A 15,492-nucleotide genomic window follows, 5' to 3' on the forward strand; every position below is an offset into this window, starting at 1 on the left:
GCCCCGGGCCGGGCGCCGGGCGCGCTCGACGACGACCTCACCACCTCGTGGCGGTCCAGCGCGTTCACCGGCGCACTGGGCGAGTGGATCGAGGTCGAGCCGCGACCGACGTCCACCTGTGCCCGCGCGCCGGTCGTAGCGACCGGTGTCCACACGGGCTCGCGGGACCGGGGCACGGGTGGCGAGGCCGTCCACGAGCGCACCGGCCGCAGGCCACGAGCGGCACGGGGAGAACCACTACGGGGAGCCGGTCGGCACCGCACCCGCGGACCGGCCGGGCCGCGGCGCGTTCGGGGCTCCGGCCCGTGCGGACCGCCGCCGGGTCAGCGGCCGATGGTCCAGTCGCCGTCGGCCTGGATGTGGACGAACTCGACCGCTTCGGGGCCGTCGAGCAGGGGCAGGTCGCCGAACGTGCTGCCGCCCTCGTAGGGGCCGATCTCGTTGACGATGCTCGCGTAGCGCTCCCCGTCCGCGCCGTAGGCCACGATGATGAAGTTGCTGCTGCCGGAGTGGGTGAGCTCCAGGGTCGTGGAGGCCGACGCGGTCCAGTCGAGCCGGTAGAACGCCTCCCCGGAGCCGCTGAGCCAGTAGACGTCCTCCGCCCAGGCCTGGGCCTCGGAGGCGTCCATGGGCAGCCCCTCGGCCGGGGCGCCGGACTCCCCGGCGCCGGGGGCCTCGGCGGCCGGGCTCTCCTCGCCCTGCTCGGGGGCGTCCGGCTCGGCGGCCGCGGTGGGCTCCGCCGCGGCGGTCTCCTCACCGCCGACCGGCTCCAGTTCACCGGCCGAGAAGGAGCAGGAGGTCAGGGCCGTGGCGAGGGTGAGGGAGGCGATCGCGGCGGTCGCTCTGGCGAGCACGGGGGCGGTCGGGGAGGGGAGGGCGGTGCTGCGGGTCATCAGGGGATTCCCAGCCTAGGGTGCGGGTGGTCCGCTTCTCCGGATCCGGGGTCCGGTGCAGGGGTGACGGGGGAGAAGCCGTTCGTCCCCTGGGACGCCGTCCCCGGCCGATCGGTTCCCCGGCCCGCAGGCCCCCGTCCGCGCGGCCGGGACCGGGGCCCGGAAACGTCGGTGGGCGCTGTCACGATCCAGGCATGAGCACAGGAACCGACGTACTCGCCGCCACCGACTGGAACCGGACCTTCCACGCCTACGGGCCGGGCACCGACGTGCCCGGGCACCTGGCCCTCCTGCTCTCCGACGACCCGGCGGACCGCTCCCGGGCCCTGGACCACCTCTACTCCGCGGTGATCCACCAGGGCACCGTCTACTCGGCGACGGTTCCGGCGGCCCGGTACGTCGCCGGCGTCCTGGCCGACCCCCGGCTGGACGCGCCCGTCGGCGCGGCGTCCCTGCGCGCGCACCTGCTCGGCTTCCTGCGCGACGCCGCCGAGGGCGTCGCCGGCCACCTGTGCGAGCCCGCGCCCCCGGCGCCGGACGCCGCCGAACGCGACCGGGTCCACGCGGCCCTGGCCTCCGACGACGAGGACGAGGCCCTCGGGATCTGGGAGGACGAGGTCCTCCACGCCCTGATGTACCACGAGGCCGCGGTGGCGCTGCGCGACGCCGCCCCGGAGCTGTACGCGGCGGTGCGCCCCCACCTCACCCACCACGACGGGACCACCCGCATCCGCGCGGTGGAGGCGGCGGGGGCCCTCGCCCTCCTGGGCGGACCGGCCCCGGACCTGTCGGGGGCGGCCGACATGGCCGAGACCCGGGAGGAGGGCGCGGTCATCGTGCTGGTGATGGGCGAGACCGGCGGGGACACCACCGAGTTCCTCACCCACTCCGACCCGGCGATCCGCGCCTGCGCGGCGCTCGCCCCGGGGCAGCGCGGGAACCCGGCCGCGCTCGCCGAACTGCTGGCGGCCGCGGGCGGCCCCGAGGTGCCCGACGCGTGGTTCGCGCAGCGGCCCGCGTACTTCCCCGGGAGCGTGCGGGCCGCCCTCCTGCGCGAGGCCGCCCGCCGCTGCGGGCCCGGGGACGCCGAGCGGATGCTGCCGGTGTTCCGCGCGCTGGCGCCCGCGGCCCCGGCCCTGCGGGCCGGCGCCGACCTGGGGCCGATGCTGGAGGCGGCCTTCCCCGCCGGGGCGCCCGCGCGGCCCGACCGGGTCCAGCGGGAGTACCTGCGCGTGCTCGCCGACAGCGCCCTGCCCTGGACGGGCGCGCACGCCACCGGGTTCGCGGCGCTGCTCGAACGGCTCGGCCTGCCCGGCGACCGCGACGCCGTGCGGGCCCTCGCGGCCGCCGGGGCGGACGGCGCGCGGCCCGGCGTCCCCGCCGGTGCCCCGACGGGCGGCGGCCGTGCGGTCCGCGAACCGGCCGGTCGTGAACCCGGTTTCGGAGCAGGATGAAACCGCGGACATCCCGGGCGCACCGGGGGTGTTCGTCCGGTTTCGGTCCGATGTGAACGCGGGCGGTGACCACCTGTGGCCACCGGCCCCGCCGTTCAGCAGAATCCGCTACCGAAGCGTGGTGGGATACCCCCCATGAAGACGCAGCCCCAATCCCCCGTTCGACTCAGCCCCGCGGCCGACCTCGTCGCCGCCTTCGTCTCGACCGGCGCCGCCCTGGGCGACCGGGCCGACCTGGCGCACTTCCTGCGCGCCCACCGCCTGGCCGCCGAGGGGGCCATCCCCATCACCCTGGCCGACCTCGACGAGGCCATCGCCCTGCGCGAGGGCATCCGCGCCGTCCTGGAGCAGTCCGCCGAACCCGACCAGGAGGCGCTGGCCCGCGGCCAGAAGGTGCTCGACGGCCTGCGCGTCACCGTGCGCCTGCAGCCCTCCCAGGAGCAGCTGGCCCCGGCCGTGGTGGACGAGGTCCGCCGCGGCCTGGCCCGCATCGCCGGGGCCTGGGCCACCGTGCTCGCCAGCGGCGAGTGGCGCCACCTGCGCCGGTAGGACCCGCCCGCCGGGGCCCGGGACGTTCCGGCGGGCACCGGTGTCCGAGGTCCGCCCGGGAACACGGCGCCCCGGACCGGGGACCGCGGAACCGAGGGAACCGGGAACGGCGGCCCCGTACCGGACGCGTGTGAACGCCCGCGAGCCGCCTGTGAAGGCGGCGGCGGACCCTGGGGGCAGGCCCCCGGGACGGTCCCGGGCGCCCGGACCCCGGAGGAGACCCGTGCCTGTTCCTTTCGCGCGCCGCGCAGCCGCCCTCCTGCTCACCCTCCCGCTGGCACTCCTCGCGCCGAGCGCCCCCGCGTGGGCCGACCCGGCCCCGGCGGCCGGACCCGTCTGGGAGTACGAAGGCTCCTACGGCGGCGTCCTCGGCCCCGACGGCCTACAGGTCTGCGACCGGGTCGGCCGGGAGGGGGTCGAGGCGGGTGAGTGGACCGACTACCGCTGCTCGCGCCTCATCGTCGGCCCGCCCCACATCGTGACGTTGTACGTCCTGCGGTGAACGGTACGGAGAACGGAGAAGGGGCGGACGGGGCCGCCCCGTCCGCCCCTCCCCGGGGCCGCTCACTCGTCGTCGCGGCGGCGCAGGTAGCGCTCGAACTCGCGGGCGATCGCGTCGCCGGAGGCCTCCGGGAGCTCGGCCGTGTCCTTGGCCTCCTCCAGGCCCCGCACGTAGGACGCGATGTCCTCGTCCTCGGCGGTCAGGTCGTTGACCCCCGCCTCCCAGGACACCGCCTCCTCGGGCAGCGAGCCCAGCGGCACCTTGGCGTCCAGGAAGTCCTCGACCCAGGCCAGCAGCGCCAGGGTCGCCTTGGGGCAGGGCGGCTGGGCCACGTAGTGGGGGATGGCCGCCCACAGCGACACCGCCTCGGTCCCGGCGGAGGAGAACGCCTCGTGCACCACGCCCACGATGCCGGTCGGCCCCGAGTACGTGGTGGCGTCCAGTCCCATCTCCGCGCCCAGCTCGCGCGGCGACGCCATGCCGGTGACCGGAATCGGCCGCGTGTGCGGGGCGTCCGCCAACAGGGACCCCAGCATCACCGCGCGCCGCACGCCCAGCCCCCGGGCGATGGACAGCAGGTCGGCGGCGTAGGAGCGCCACCGCATGTTCGGCTCGGGCCCGGTGACCAGCACCACGTCGCGCCCGCCCGGCATGCGCGCCACCCGCACCCGGGTGGTGGGCCACTCGACCTGGCCGACCTGGCCGTCGACCACCGTCAGCCGCGGCCGCGTCACCTGGAAGTCGTAGTAGTCGTCGGGCGCCATGGAGCACAGCTCCTGCGCGTCCCACTCCCGGGCCAGGTGCTCCACGGCCAGGCTCGCGGCCTCGCCCGCGTCGTTCCAGCCCTCGAACGCAGCCACCAGCACCGGGTCCACGAGTTCCCGGGTGAGCTTGGTCATTCGGCGGCCCCTTCCTGCACACGAACGCAGTCCACCCTATGGGGTGGCACCCCGCGGAGGGAACGGTTATTCACAGCACGCGCACTCCCGTCCCGGCACCGTGTACGACACGCCGCCCGGACACGATGTAAGACATCCGTCTCAGGTCCCGGAACGGTCGATGTTGTAGCCTCGGTGCAGCGACTGATCCGGACACCGTTGTCCCCGGCCGCATCGACCCGACCGCACCACGGACGGGTCCAGTGAGCGACCAGCCCGGCGGCCTCGCCGCCACCGCTCCACGGGTCCGACCGAGCCCGCCACTGCTCGGCACGCGACCACGGGACGGGGAGAGCCGGACTGCACCGGCACGGGCACCCCACAAGCCACCGATCGGACACGGGGATACGGGGGGTCGAGCACCGGATCCCCCGGGTGCCCCGAGATTAGAGTTGCGGACTATGAAAGCTCGCCTGACCTTCCGTGAAGCACTTTCCCAGCGAGTCGTCGTGGCGGACGGCGCGATGGGGACCATGCTCCAGGCGCACGATCTCGACCTGGACCAGTTCCAAGGGCACGAGGGATGCAACGACATCCTCAACATCACCCGGCCGGACATCGTCCACGACACCCACGCCGCCTTCCTGGCGGTGGGGTCGGACTGTGTCGAGACCAACACCTTCTCCGCGAACTACGGCGGCCTCGCCGAGTACGGCATCGAGGACCGCACCTACGAGATCGCGGAGGCCGGCGCCCGCATCGCCCGTGAGGCCGCCGACTCCTACTCCACCGCGGACCAGCCCCGCTACGTGCTGGGCTCCGTGGGCCCGGGCACCAAGCTGCCCACGCTGGGCCACGCCCCCTACTCCCTCCTGCGCGACCACTACGAGCAGTGCGCCCGCGGCCTCATCGACGGCGGCGCCGACGCGGTCCTGATCGAGACCTGCCAGGACCTGCTCCAGGTCAAGGCGGCCGTCGTCGGGGCCAACCGGGCGCGCAAGGCCCTGGGCCGGGACGTCCCGGTCATCGCCCAGGTCACCATCGAGACCACCGGGACCATGCTCATGGGCTCGGAGATCGGCGCCGCGCTGACCTCCCTGGAGCCGCTGGGCATCGACATGATCGGCCTCAACTGCGCCACCGGCCCGGTCGAGATGAGCGAGCACCTGCGCTACCTGTCGCACTACTCGCGGCTGCCGATCTCCTGCATGCCCAACGCGGGCCTGCCCCAGCTGGGCCCCGACGGCGCCGTCTACTCCCTCACCCCGGAGGAGCTGGCCGACGCCCATGACACCTTCACCTCCGAGTTCGGCCTGAGCCTGGTCGGCGGCTGCTGCGGCACCACCCCCGAGCACCTGCGCCGGGTCGTCGAGCGGGTGCAGGGCCGCGGCATCAAGGACCGCCGGCCCGTCCTGGAGGCCGCGGCCTCCTCCCTCTACCAGAGCGTCCCCTTCCGCCAGGACGCCAGCTACCTGGCCATCGGCGAGCGCACCAACGCCAACGGGTCCAAGAAGTTCCGTGAGGCGATGCTCGCCGAGGACTGGGACGGCTGCGTGGAGATGGCCCGCGACCAGATCCGCGACGGCGCCCACCTGCTCGACCTCAACATCGACTACGTCGGCCGGGACGGCGTGCGCGACATGCGCGAGCTGGCCTCCCGGCTGGCCACCTCCTCCACGCTGCCGATCATGCTCGACTCCACCGAGCCCCCGGTGCTGGAGGCGGGCCTGGAGGCGCTGGGCGGGCGCGCGGTCGTCAACTCCGTCAACTACGAGGACGGCGACGGCCCCGACTCCCGGTTCACCCGCATCATGACCCTGGTCAAGGAGCACGGCGCCGCCGTCGTGGGCCTGTGCATCGACGAGGAGGGCCAGGCCCGCACCGCCGACTGGAAGGTCCGGGTGGCCTCCCGCCTCATCGACCAGGTCACCGGTGAATGGGGGGTGCGCACCAGCGACATCATCATCGACTGCCTCACCTTCCCCATCACCACCGGCCAGGAGGAGACCCGGCGCGACGGCATCGAGACGCTGGAGGCCATCCGCGAGCTCAAGCGCCTCTACCCCGACGTCCAGACCACCCTGGGCCTGTCCAACCTGTCCTTCGGCCTCAACCCCGCCGCCCGCATCGTGCTGAACTCCGTGTTCCTCCACGAGGCGGTCCAGGCGGGGCTGGACTCGGCGATCGTGCACGCCTCCAAGATCGTGCCGATCAACCAGATCCCCGAGGACCAGCTCGAGGTGGCCCTGGACCTCGTCTACGACCGCCGCGAGGGCGACTACGACCCGCTCTCCCGGTTCATGGAGATGTTCGAGGGCGTCGACGCCAAGTCCATGAAGGCCTCCCGAGCCGAGGAGCTGGCCGCCCTGCCGCTGTGGGAGCGCCTGGAGCGGCGCATCATCGACGGCGAGCTCACCGGCATCGAGGCCGACCTCGACGAGGCGCTCCGGCAGCGCCCCGCCCTGTCCATCGTCAACGACACCCTGCTCGCGGGCATGAAGACCGTCGGCGAGCTGTTCGGCTCCGGCCGGATGCAGCTGCCGTTCGTGCTCAAGTCCGCCGAGGTCATGAAGGCCGCCGTCGCCTACCTCGAACCCCACATGGAGAAGAGCGACGCCGACGGCAAGGGCCGCATCGTCCTGGCCACGGTCAAGGGCGACGTGCACGACATCGGCAAGAACCTCGTCGACATCATCCTGTCCAACAACGGCTACGACGTCGTCAACATCGGCATCAAGCAGCCGGTGTCGGCGATCCTGGAGGCGGCCGAGCGCGAGCGCGCCGACGTCATCGGGATGTCCGGGCTGCTGGTCAAGTCCACGGTGATCATGAAGGAGAACCTGGAGGAGATGAACTCCCGGGGCATCTCCGAGCGGTTCCCCGTCCTGTTGGGCGGCGCCGCGCTCACCCGCTCCTACGTGGAGCAGGACCTGGCCGAGGTGTTCGACGGCCAGGTGCGGTACGCCAAGGACGCCTTCGAGGGCCTGCGCCTGATGGACGCGTTCATGGCGGTCAAGCGCGGGGAGGAGGGGGCCGCGCTGCCCGAGCTGCGTCAGCGGCGGGTCAAGCGGGGCGCCTCCCTGAAGGTCACCGAGCCCGAGGAGATGCCCGCCCGCAGCGACGTGGCCACCGACAACCGGGTGCCGGCCCCGCCGTTCTTCGGCGACCGGATCAGCAAGGGCATCCCGCTGGCGGACTACGCCGCGTTCCTGGACGAGCGCGCCACCTTCATGGGCCAGTGGGGGCTCAAGGCCGCCCGCGGCGGCGAGGGCCCCTCCTACGAGGAGCTGGTGGAGACCGAGGGCCGCCCGCGCATGCGGATGTGGCTGGACCGCATCCAGACCGACGGCCTGCTGGAGGCCGCGGTCGTGCACGGGCACTACCCCTGCTACAGCGAGGGGAACGACCTGGTGGTGCTGGACGAGGAGGGCCGGACCGAGCGCGCCCGGTTCACCTTCCCGCGCCAGCGCCGCGACCGGCACCTGTGCCTGGCCGACTACTTCCGGCCCAAGGAGTCGGGGGAGCTGGACGTGGTGTCCTTCCAGGTGGTGACCGTCGGGTCGGCGATCAGCCGGGCCACCGCCGAGCTGTTCGAGAAGAACGCCTACCGCGACTACCTCGAACTGCACGGCCTGTCGGTGCAGCTCACCGAGGCGCTGGCGGAGTACTGGCACACGCGGGTCCGCGCCGAGCTGGGCTTCGGCGGCGAGGACCCGGCCGAGCTGGAGGCGTTCTTCAAGCTCGGGTACCGGGGCGCCCGCTTCTCGCTGGGCTACGGCGCCTGCCCGAACCTGGAGGACCGGGCCAAGATCATGCGCCTGCTGGAGCCGGAGCGGGTCGGCGTGCACCTGTCGGAGGAGTTCCAGCTGGTGCCGGAGCAGGCCACCGACGCGATCGTGGTCCACCACCCGGAGGCGACGTACTTCAACGTCTGACCTCCCCTGGAGAACAGCGCACCGCGGCCGGGCCCCGTGCCCGGCCGCGGCCGTGTCCGGACACGGGGCCCGCGCGGGTGTGGGGCACCTCTCGGCGGATACGCGGCCCTCGGCCCCCCGCGGCGGGCCGAGAGTTCGTACGGTGGAAAGGACGGCGACAGCCCGGCTTCACGGGCGGGCACCCCCGACCGGCCAGCATGGAGGGCCGACCGCCGTGCCGAGAGACCACCGCATCCGAGGGGAGAGCGCGGCGCGCCCGCACCGCCCGGGGCCGCCGCCGAGCGCATGACCGAGACCAGCAGCCCGCACCCGACCGCCGAGCGCCGCCTACAGGCGGTGCTCCTGGACATGGACGGCACGCTCATCGAGAGCGAGCACCTGTGGAACGAGGCGGAGGCCGAGACGGTCGCCGAACTCGGCGGGGTGTGGACCGAACGCGACCACGAGGCCAACGTGGGCAACGCCGCCGAGCCCGTGGGCCGCTACATCATCGAGCTGACCGGCGCCGACCACCTCACCCCGCGCGACGTCGCGGACCTGCTGTACGCGCGCTTCCGCACCAAGCTCGCGGGCGGCGCCCGGCTGCGCCCGGGGGCCAAGGAACTGGTGCGCATGCTGTCGGCCGCCGGGGTCCCGGTGTCGCTGGTGACCTCCACCGAGCGCGAACTGGTCGCCGACGCCATTGACGGCATCGGCCTGGAGAGCTTCGACGACTCGGTGGCGGGCGACGAGGTGGAGGCCAACAAGCCCCACCCCGACCCCTACCTGCGGGCGGCCCGCCGCCTGGGCGTGGACCCCCGCCGCTGCGTCGCCTTCGAGGACTCGCTGGTGGGTGTGACCGCCGCGGCCGACGCCGGGTGCGTCACCGTCGCGGTGCCCGACCACGTGGAGATCCCGCCGCGCGAGGGCGTGGTGTTCCGCGACGGCCTGGTGGGCGTGGACCTGGAGTGGCTGGAGTCCCTGGTCGCCGACCGCTGACCCGCCGCCCGTGGTGCGCCGTCCCGGCGGGGCCGGCCCGCCGCGGGTACGGTGGTGACCAGGGGGTCCCCGCACCGCCCCGCCGGCCCGGGCAGAGGGCCCGGATGGGGGGATCGCCCTAGGGCGTGTTCGGTGGATGCTTTCGTGCGGCCCGGCGCTTGCGCCGGGTGCCGGGAGCGGTCGTCGGGCGAACTCTCGCAAGCCGCCCGGCGAGGTCGGCCCGGGGTAGGCCGTCCGAGCACGGGCGGCGCGGCGAGAGGAGGCCCGGCGGCCGCGACCCGGAATGATCCGCCGAACACGCCCTAGGGGATCGGCCCGATGTGCGCGGCGGTGTGGAGTGGGAGACTGGTGCCATGCCTGACACTCTGACGACGATGACCGGTGTGATCCTGGGCGGCGGCCTCACCCTCGTGGGCCTCGTCATCAGCTTCCTGGTGTGGCGGGCCAAGGGCCCGGCCTCGGGCCTGCGCGGTGTGGCCTGGTCGCTGGTGCCGCTGGCGGCGGGACTGCTGGGGCTGATGAACGCCGTGTGGCAGTTCGTGCTCAGCATCCTGGGCATCCTGATGGGCCTGATCTTCAACCCGATGGTGTGGGCCGGCGTGGCCCTGGCCGGGCTGGCCGTGGTGCTCTACGTCGTCTCCGGGTTCATGCGCGCCCGCGGCGTGGGCACCCAGGGCCGGCCCAAGGAGCCCAAGGCCGCCAAGGAGGGCGGGGCGGCCGCGCCCCCCGCGGCCGGAGCGCCGACCGCCCCGAAGGGGCAGGTGGGGGGCGCCGCCCCCAAGGGCGGCAAGAAGCAGGACGACCTCTCCGAGTTCGGCGACATCGAGGACCTGCTCCGCAAGCACGGCATCGAGTAGCCCCACCGCCGGTCCGTCGTCCGGGGCCGCTCCGCGCACCGCGCGGGGCGGCCCCGTCGCGTGTCGGGGAGCGGCCGCGCATCTTACGCCCCTCCGGTCACTGGTGCCCCAGGGGTCGTCCGTAATCACAGAGGGTGACCGAAACCCCAGGCCGGGAGGACCCCCAGCAAACAGGAAGGACTCCGTACAGTAACGGAAACGTATCGACATGGGCGGACTCATAGCACTTGCCATAGCTTGTCCGGCCCGGTGGTGACGTGGGCGGATCACGCACGTATGGTTGGCCCGGCGATATACCCGTGTCTCCCCAGCTCGCGGCGGTCATCCGATGAATGCGAGCTATCTAGGCATTTGTAGTTATATGAGACTTTTCCGTGCTTTTGTCACGATTTAGCTACATGGCCAGAGATTGGACGATATGCACCCACGGGGCGAGTAGGTTTGTCGCTGTGTAACAACCCGGGCGGAACGCCCTGTGGTCGTGTCCAACTTCTCGTATGAATCCGGACACCTCCGCGGGCGGGGCCCACGGTGGCGGGTCATCCTCCCGCGCCGCGGACCCGGCGCCCACGCCAGCCAGCGTCGAGAACCGGCCGGCCCCACCCGTGAGACCCGCATGGGTCACCCCCCACAGGCCTCACGTGTGGGCTCTGTCCCCCCTCGGCCAGAAGCGTATGAGTGGAGAGTGGTGGCCTGATGAGCGCGCCCTCGCATGCCCCAGAGTCGGCGGAGCAGCCCGAGGCCGCCGCCGCGGGCGTCAAGGCGCCGGGTGGGCGCGGTGACGCCGACAGCCGGTCCCTGCGCCAGATCGCCTGGCAGCGCCTGCGCAAGGACAAGGTCGCGATGGTGTCCGGCGTGATCGTCGTGCTGCTCATCCTGGCCGCGATCCTCGCGCCCCTCCTGGTCAAGTGGTTCGGGCAGCCGCCCACCCAGTTCAACCAGGACCTGATGGAGCCCAACACCGGCCTGCCCTACGCCGACCCGAACAACCGGGAGCCGGCCCCCGGCCAGCCGCTCCCCGCGGTCGACACCTGGGGCGGCATCAGCGGCGACCACCTGCTGGGCCTGGAGCCCAAGACCGGCCGCGACCTGTTCAGCCGCATCGTCTACGGCGCGCAGATCTCCCTGCTGGTGGCGTTCCTGTCCACCCTGCTGTGCGTCGTCCTGGGCACCCTGCTCGGCATCATCGCCGGCTACAAGGGCGGCTGGATCGACACCGTCATCAGCCGCGCCATGGACATCTTCCTGGCCTTCCCGCTGATGCTCTTCGCGATCGCGCTGGTCGGCGTCATCCCCAACGGCTTCCTCGGCTTGGAGGGGAACGGGCTGCGCGTCGGCGTCATCGTCTTCATCATCGGGTTCTTCAACTGGCCCTACATCGCGCGTATCGTGCGCGGCCAGACACTCTCCCTGCGCGAGCGGGAGTTCGTCGAGGCGGCCCGGAGCCTGGGCGCGAGCAACCGGCACATCCTGTTCAAGGAGATCCTGCCGAACCTCGTCACCCCGATCGTGGTGTACTCCACCCTGCTCATCCCCACGAACATCCTGTTCGAGGCGGCCCTGAGCTTCCTGGGCGTCGGCATCAACCCGCCCACTCCCAGTTGGGGCAAGATGCTCTCCGAGGCGGTCGACTACTACGCCACCGCCCCCTACTTCATCATCTTCCCCGGCCTGGCCATCTTCATCACCGTGCTCGCGTTCAACCTGTTCGGTGACGGCCTCCGAGACGCTTTCGACCCCAAGACCTCCGACTAGGCCCGTGCGCCCGGTGCGCGGCACACCCGCTCGGCCCGCACCACGGCAAGGGCGCACGCAGCCCCGGACGGTCCCACCCATCCCCACATCAGGTTCGCAAGAGAGGCAGTTCCTTGAGGAAACGCACCCTCGGCTTCGTCGCACTCGGTGCGGCGGCGTCCATCTTCCTTAGCGCGTGCGGTGGCGGTGACACCGGCGAGTCCGGCGACGCCGCCGCGGCCGCCGGGTACGACGCCGGCTCGACCCAGATCGTGAACCCGTCCGACCAGACGGGCGGTACCCTGCGGTACGCCATCTCGTCGGACTTCGACTCCACGGACCCGGGCGACACGTACTACGGCTTCAGCTGGAACTTCACCCGCTACTACGCCCGTACGCTGCTGGCGTTCACCCCGGCCCCGGCCGAGGCGTCCACCGAGCTGACCACGGACCTCGCCGCGGGCATGCCCGAGCCGAACGAGGACTTCACCGAGTGGACGGTCAAGATCCAGGAGGGCCTCAAGTACGAGGACGGCTCCGAGATCACCGCCCAGGACATCAAGTACGCGATCGCCCGCTCCAACTACAACGGCGGCGAGCTGCCCAACGGCCCGCGCTACTTCGAGTCCAGCCTCGACCAGGAGCCGTTCAACGTCTACGACGTCGACGACCCGATGGCCACCTTCACGGCCGTCGAGACCCCGGACGACTACACCCTGGTCTTCCACCTCAAGGAGAGCTTCTCGGAGTTCCCCTACATCCTGACCCAGCCGCAGACCGCCCCGGTGCCCCAGGAGGCCGACCGCGGCGCGCTGTACCGGGAGAACGTCCTCTCCTCCGGCCCGTACAAGTTCGACGGCGCCTACGAGCCCGGCGTGAAGCTGAACCTGGTCCGCAACGAGCACTGGGACCCCGAGACCGACCCGATCCGCCCGGCCCTGCCGGACGAGGTCACCGTCGAGATCGGTGTCGAGCAGAACGAGATCGACCAGCGCCTGGTCAACGGCGAGCTCGACGTCGACCTGTCCGGCGTGGGCGTCGGCCCGGCCATGAAGAGCCAGTTCCTCCAGGACCTGGGGACCTACGAGGACAACCTGGACAACCCGCTGTCCGGTGCCCTGCGTTACGTCAACATCCACACCCCGGTCCTCGACACGGCCTGCCGCCAGGCGATCGCCTACGCGGCCGACCGTGACAGCCTGCACCGCGCCTGGGGTGGCGACACCGGTGGCGACCTGGCCACCAACCTGCTCCCGCCGACCATCCCCGGCTCGGACCCCGAGGCCAACCTCTACCCGTCCGAGGACAACAAGGGCGACCTCGAGGCCGCGCAGGAGAAGCTCGAGGAGTGCGGCGAGCCCGAGGGCTTCGACACCGTCATCGCCGTCCGCGACGGCCGCCCGAACGACCTGGCCACGGCCGAGTCGCTCCAGGAGTCGCTCAAGCGCGTCGGCATCGAGCTGGAGATCAAGACCTTCCCGGCCGAGGACTTCTTCGCGCAGTACGCCGGTTCCCAGGACTACGTCCGTGAGAACAACATCGGCCTGAGCGTCTCGGGCTGGATCCCGGACTGGGCCAGCGGCTACGGCTTCGGCTACAAGATCACCGCCGGCGACGCCATCCAGGAGACCGGTAACTACAACACCTCCGAGCTGGACGACCCCGAGGTCAACGAGCTCTGGGACCAGGCCCTCACCACCGAGGACCCGGACGAGCGCGCCGACATCTACGGCCAGATCGACACCCTGGTGATGGAGCAGGCCGCCATCCTGCCCGTCGTGTTCGACCGCGCGATGTTCTACCGCTCGGACGAGCTGACCAACGTCTACTACACGTCGTCCTACGCCATGTACGACTACATGGCCCTCGGCGTGAACCGGGGCTAACGCCCCTACCGGCCTGAACTAGTACGAGAAGGCAGGTGAACGCGGCGGGGGTCCACGGCCCCGTGGACCCCCGCCGCCGACCGCGATGCTGAACTATATTCTTCGCCGCCTCGGTGCGGGACTGCTGCTGCTCGCCGTCGTCACGGCGGTGACCTTCTGGATCTTCTACGTCCTGCCCAAGTGGGCGGGCGTGACCCCGCGCGGGATGGCCGCGATGTACGTGGGCAAGGCCCCGACCCCCGAGGCGCTCGACGCCACGGTGGAGCGGCTGGGCCTGGACGAGCCCGTCATCGTGCAGTTCTTCGACTTCATCCGGTCCCTGGTCTTCGGCGACCAGTTCCAGTTCGGCCGGGAGACGGTGGAGTGCGCGGCCCCCTGCCTGGGCTACTCCTTCACCACCAACAGCCCCGTGCTGGAGCAGCTGCTCGCCCGCCTGCCGATCACCGTGTCCCTGGCGCTGGGCGCCGCCGTGATCTGGCTCATCGGCGGCGTGGCCGTCGGCGTCCTGTCCGCGGTCAAGAAGGGCAGCCTCTTCGACCGCCTGGCGATGGGCACCGCCCTGGTGGGCGTGTCCCTGCCGATCTACTTCACCGGCCTGCTGGCCCTGGCCTTCATCGTCCACGAGTGGAAGGTCCTCCCGGTCCCGCGCTACACGCCGCTGACCGAGAACCCCGGTGCCTGGTTCACCGCGATGCTGCTGCCCTGGATCACCCTGGCGTTCCTGCACGCCGCCCAGTACGCGCGCCAGACCCGCGCGGGCATGCTGGAGGTGCTGGGCGAGGACTACATCCGCACCGCCCGGGCCAAGGGCCTGAGCGAGCGCAAGGTGATCTTCAAGCACGCCCTGCGCCCCGCGCTCACGCCCATCCTGACGATCTTCGGCCTCGACCTGGGCCTGGTCCTGGGCGGCGCCATCCTCACGGAGAAGGTGTTCTCCCTCAAGGGCGTGGGCGCCTACGCCATCGACGCGATCATCGGCAAGGACCTGCCGGTCGTGCTCGGTGTGACGCTCCTGGGCGCCGTCTTCATCGTCGTCTGCAACCTGATCGTCGACCTGCTGTACCCGCTGGTCGACCCGCGGGTGCGCATCGCGGCCTGACCCCGCGCCGGTACCGATCAGCTCTAGTGAAGGAATGTGACATGGCCTCGACCGAGCCCGTCGTCCGCGTGGACGACCTGCGGGTGACGTTCCCGACCATGGACGGCGACGTCCAGGCGGTGAACGGACTGTCCTTCGAGGTGCCCGCCGGGGGCGCCCTCGGCATCGTGGGCGAGTCGGGCTCGGGCAAGAGCGTGACCTCGCTGGCCCTGATGGGCCTGCACCGCGGCAGCCGGGCGAAGATCACCGGCGCCATCGAGGTGGCCGGGAAGAACGTGGTGACCGCCACGGACAGGCAGCTGCGGGCGATGCGCGGCAACGACATCGCGATGGTCTTCCAGGACCCGATGCAGTCGCTGCACCCGCAGTACACCATCGGCAACCAGCTGGTCGAGGCCTACCGGGTCCACCACCCCAAGGCGTCCAAGTCCGCCGCGCTCAAGCGCGCGGTCGAGGCGCTGGACCGGGTGGGGATCCCCCAGCCCGAGAAGCGGATCAATTCGTATCCGCACGAGTTCTCCGGTGGCATGCGCCAGCGTGTGGTGATCGCGATGGGGTTGATGTGCGATCCCAAGGTGCTGCTGGCCGATGAGCCGACCACCGCGCTGGACGTGACGGTGCAGGCGCGGATCCTGGACCTGTTGGACGAGCTGCGCCGGGATCTGGGGATGGCCCTGATCCTGGTCTCGCACGACCTGGCCGTGGTGGCGGGGTCGGTGGACGAGGT

Annotated in this window: 12 protein-coding genes; 10 read left to right on the plus strand and 2 right to left on the minus strand. The window is 72.0% G+C overall.

Annotated features, from left to right (window positions below; all coding sequences use genetic code 11):
* Nucleotides 1-323: 323 nt before the first annotated feature.
* Nucleotides 324-893, minus strand: coding sequence for a hypothetical protein (locus ABZ249_RS31760; protein ID WP_355270087.1), 570 nt, complete (start codon nucleotides 891-893; stop codon nucleotides 324-326).
* Between the two features lie 194 nt (nucleotides 894-1,087).
* Here ABZ249_RS31760 and ABZ249_RS31765 point away from each other — a divergent pair, with 194 nt between their 5' ends.
* The 3 genes from ABZ249_RS31765 to ABZ249_RS31775 all read left to right on the plus strand — a co-directional run bounded on the left by ABZ249_RS31765 (nucleotide 1,088) and on the right by ABZ249_RS31775 (nucleotide 3,398).
* Nucleotides 1,088-2,347: a hypothetical protein gene (locus ABZ249_RS31765; RefSeq protein ID WP_355270088.1), complete on the plus strand. Its 1,260-nt coding sequence runs from the start codon at nucleotides 1,088-1,090 to the stop codon at nucleotides 2,345-2,347.
* A 135-nt stretch (nucleotides 2,348-2,482) separates the two neighbouring features.
* Nucleotides 2,483-2,896 (plus strand): ABATE domain-containing protein, encoded by a 414-nt coding sequence (locus ABZ249_RS31770; protein WP_355270089.1) that lies wholly within the window; start codon nucleotides 2,483-2,485, stop codon nucleotides 2,894-2,896.
* A gap of 223 nt (nucleotides 2,897-3,119) precedes the next feature.
* Entirely contained in the window at nucleotides 3,120-3,398 is a 279-nt protein-coding gene (locus tag ABZ249_RS31775) for a hypothetical protein (RefSeq protein WP_355270090.1), read from the plus strand.
* Between the two features lie 62 nt (nucleotides 3,399-3,460).
* Here the strand turns inward: ABZ249_RS31775 and ABZ249_RS31780 are convergent, their stop codons facing one another.
* The gene (locus ABZ249_RS31780) at nucleotides 3,461-4,297 is read right to left on the minus strand and encodes a PAC2 family protein (protein ID WP_220562032.1); all 837 of its coding nucleotides are present in this window, start codon (nucleotides 4,295-4,297) and stop codon (nucleotides 3,461-3,463) included.
* 440 nt (nucleotides 4,298-4,737) lie between these two features.
* On the opposite strand from ABZ249_RS31780, the gene metH reads away from it, so the two are divergent.
* The 7 genes from metH to ABZ249_RS31815 all read left to right on the plus strand — a co-directional run.
* A complete protein-coding gene (gene metH, locus ABZ249_RS31785; RefSeq protein WP_355270091.1) occupies nucleotides 4,738-8,211 on the plus strand; it encodes a methionine synthase in 3,474 nt (1,157 codons plus the stop codon).
* A 285-nt stretch (nucleotides 8,212-8,496) separates the two neighbouring features.
* Nucleotides 8,497-9,189, plus strand: coding sequence for an HAD family phosphatase (locus tag ABZ249_RS31790; RefSeq protein WP_355270092.1), 693 nt, complete (start codon nucleotides 8,497-8,499; stop codon nucleotides 9,187-9,189).
* A 353-nt stretch (nucleotides 9,190-9,542) separates the two neighbouring features.
* On the plus strand, nucleotides 9,543-10,046 hold the full coding sequence (locus ABZ249_RS31795) for a cellulose synthase (protein WP_355270093.1): 504 nt from the start codon (nucleotides 9,543-9,545) through the stop codon (nucleotides 10,044-10,046).
* A 696-nt stretch (nucleotides 10,047-10,742) separates the two neighbouring features.
* Nucleotides 10,743-11,801: an ABC transporter permease gene (locus ABZ249_RS31800; RefSeq protein WP_355270094.1), complete on the plus strand. Its 1,059-nt coding sequence runs from the start codon at nucleotides 10,743-10,745 to the stop codon at nucleotides 11,799-11,801.
* Between the two features lie 113 nt (nucleotides 11,802-11,914).
* On the plus strand, nucleotides 11,915-13,666 hold the full coding sequence (locus ABZ249_RS31805) for an ABC transporter substrate-binding protein (RefSeq protein ID WP_355270095.1): 1,752 nt from the start codon (nucleotides 11,915-11,917) through the stop codon (nucleotides 13,664-13,666).
* An 85-nt stretch (nucleotides 13,667-13,751) separates the two neighbouring features.
* Nucleotides 13,752-14,765: an ABC transporter permease gene (locus ABZ249_RS31810; RefSeq protein ID WP_355270096.1), complete on the plus strand. Its 1,014-nt coding sequence runs from the start codon at nucleotides 13,752-13,754 to the stop codon at nucleotides 14,763-14,765.
* Nucleotides 14,766-14,806: 41 nt separating this feature from the next.
* Nucleotides 14,807-15,492 (plus strand): ABC transporter ATP-binding protein (locus ABZ249_RS31815; protein ID WP_355270097.1); only part of this gene is annotated, 686 nt, incomplete at its 3' end.

The organism is Nocardiopsis sp. NPDC006139 (genome assembly GCF_040614155.1).
Taxonomy (GTDB): domain Bacteria; phylum Actinomycetota; class Actinomycetes; order Streptosporangiales; family Streptosporangiaceae; genus Nocardiopsis; species Nocardiopsis changdeensis.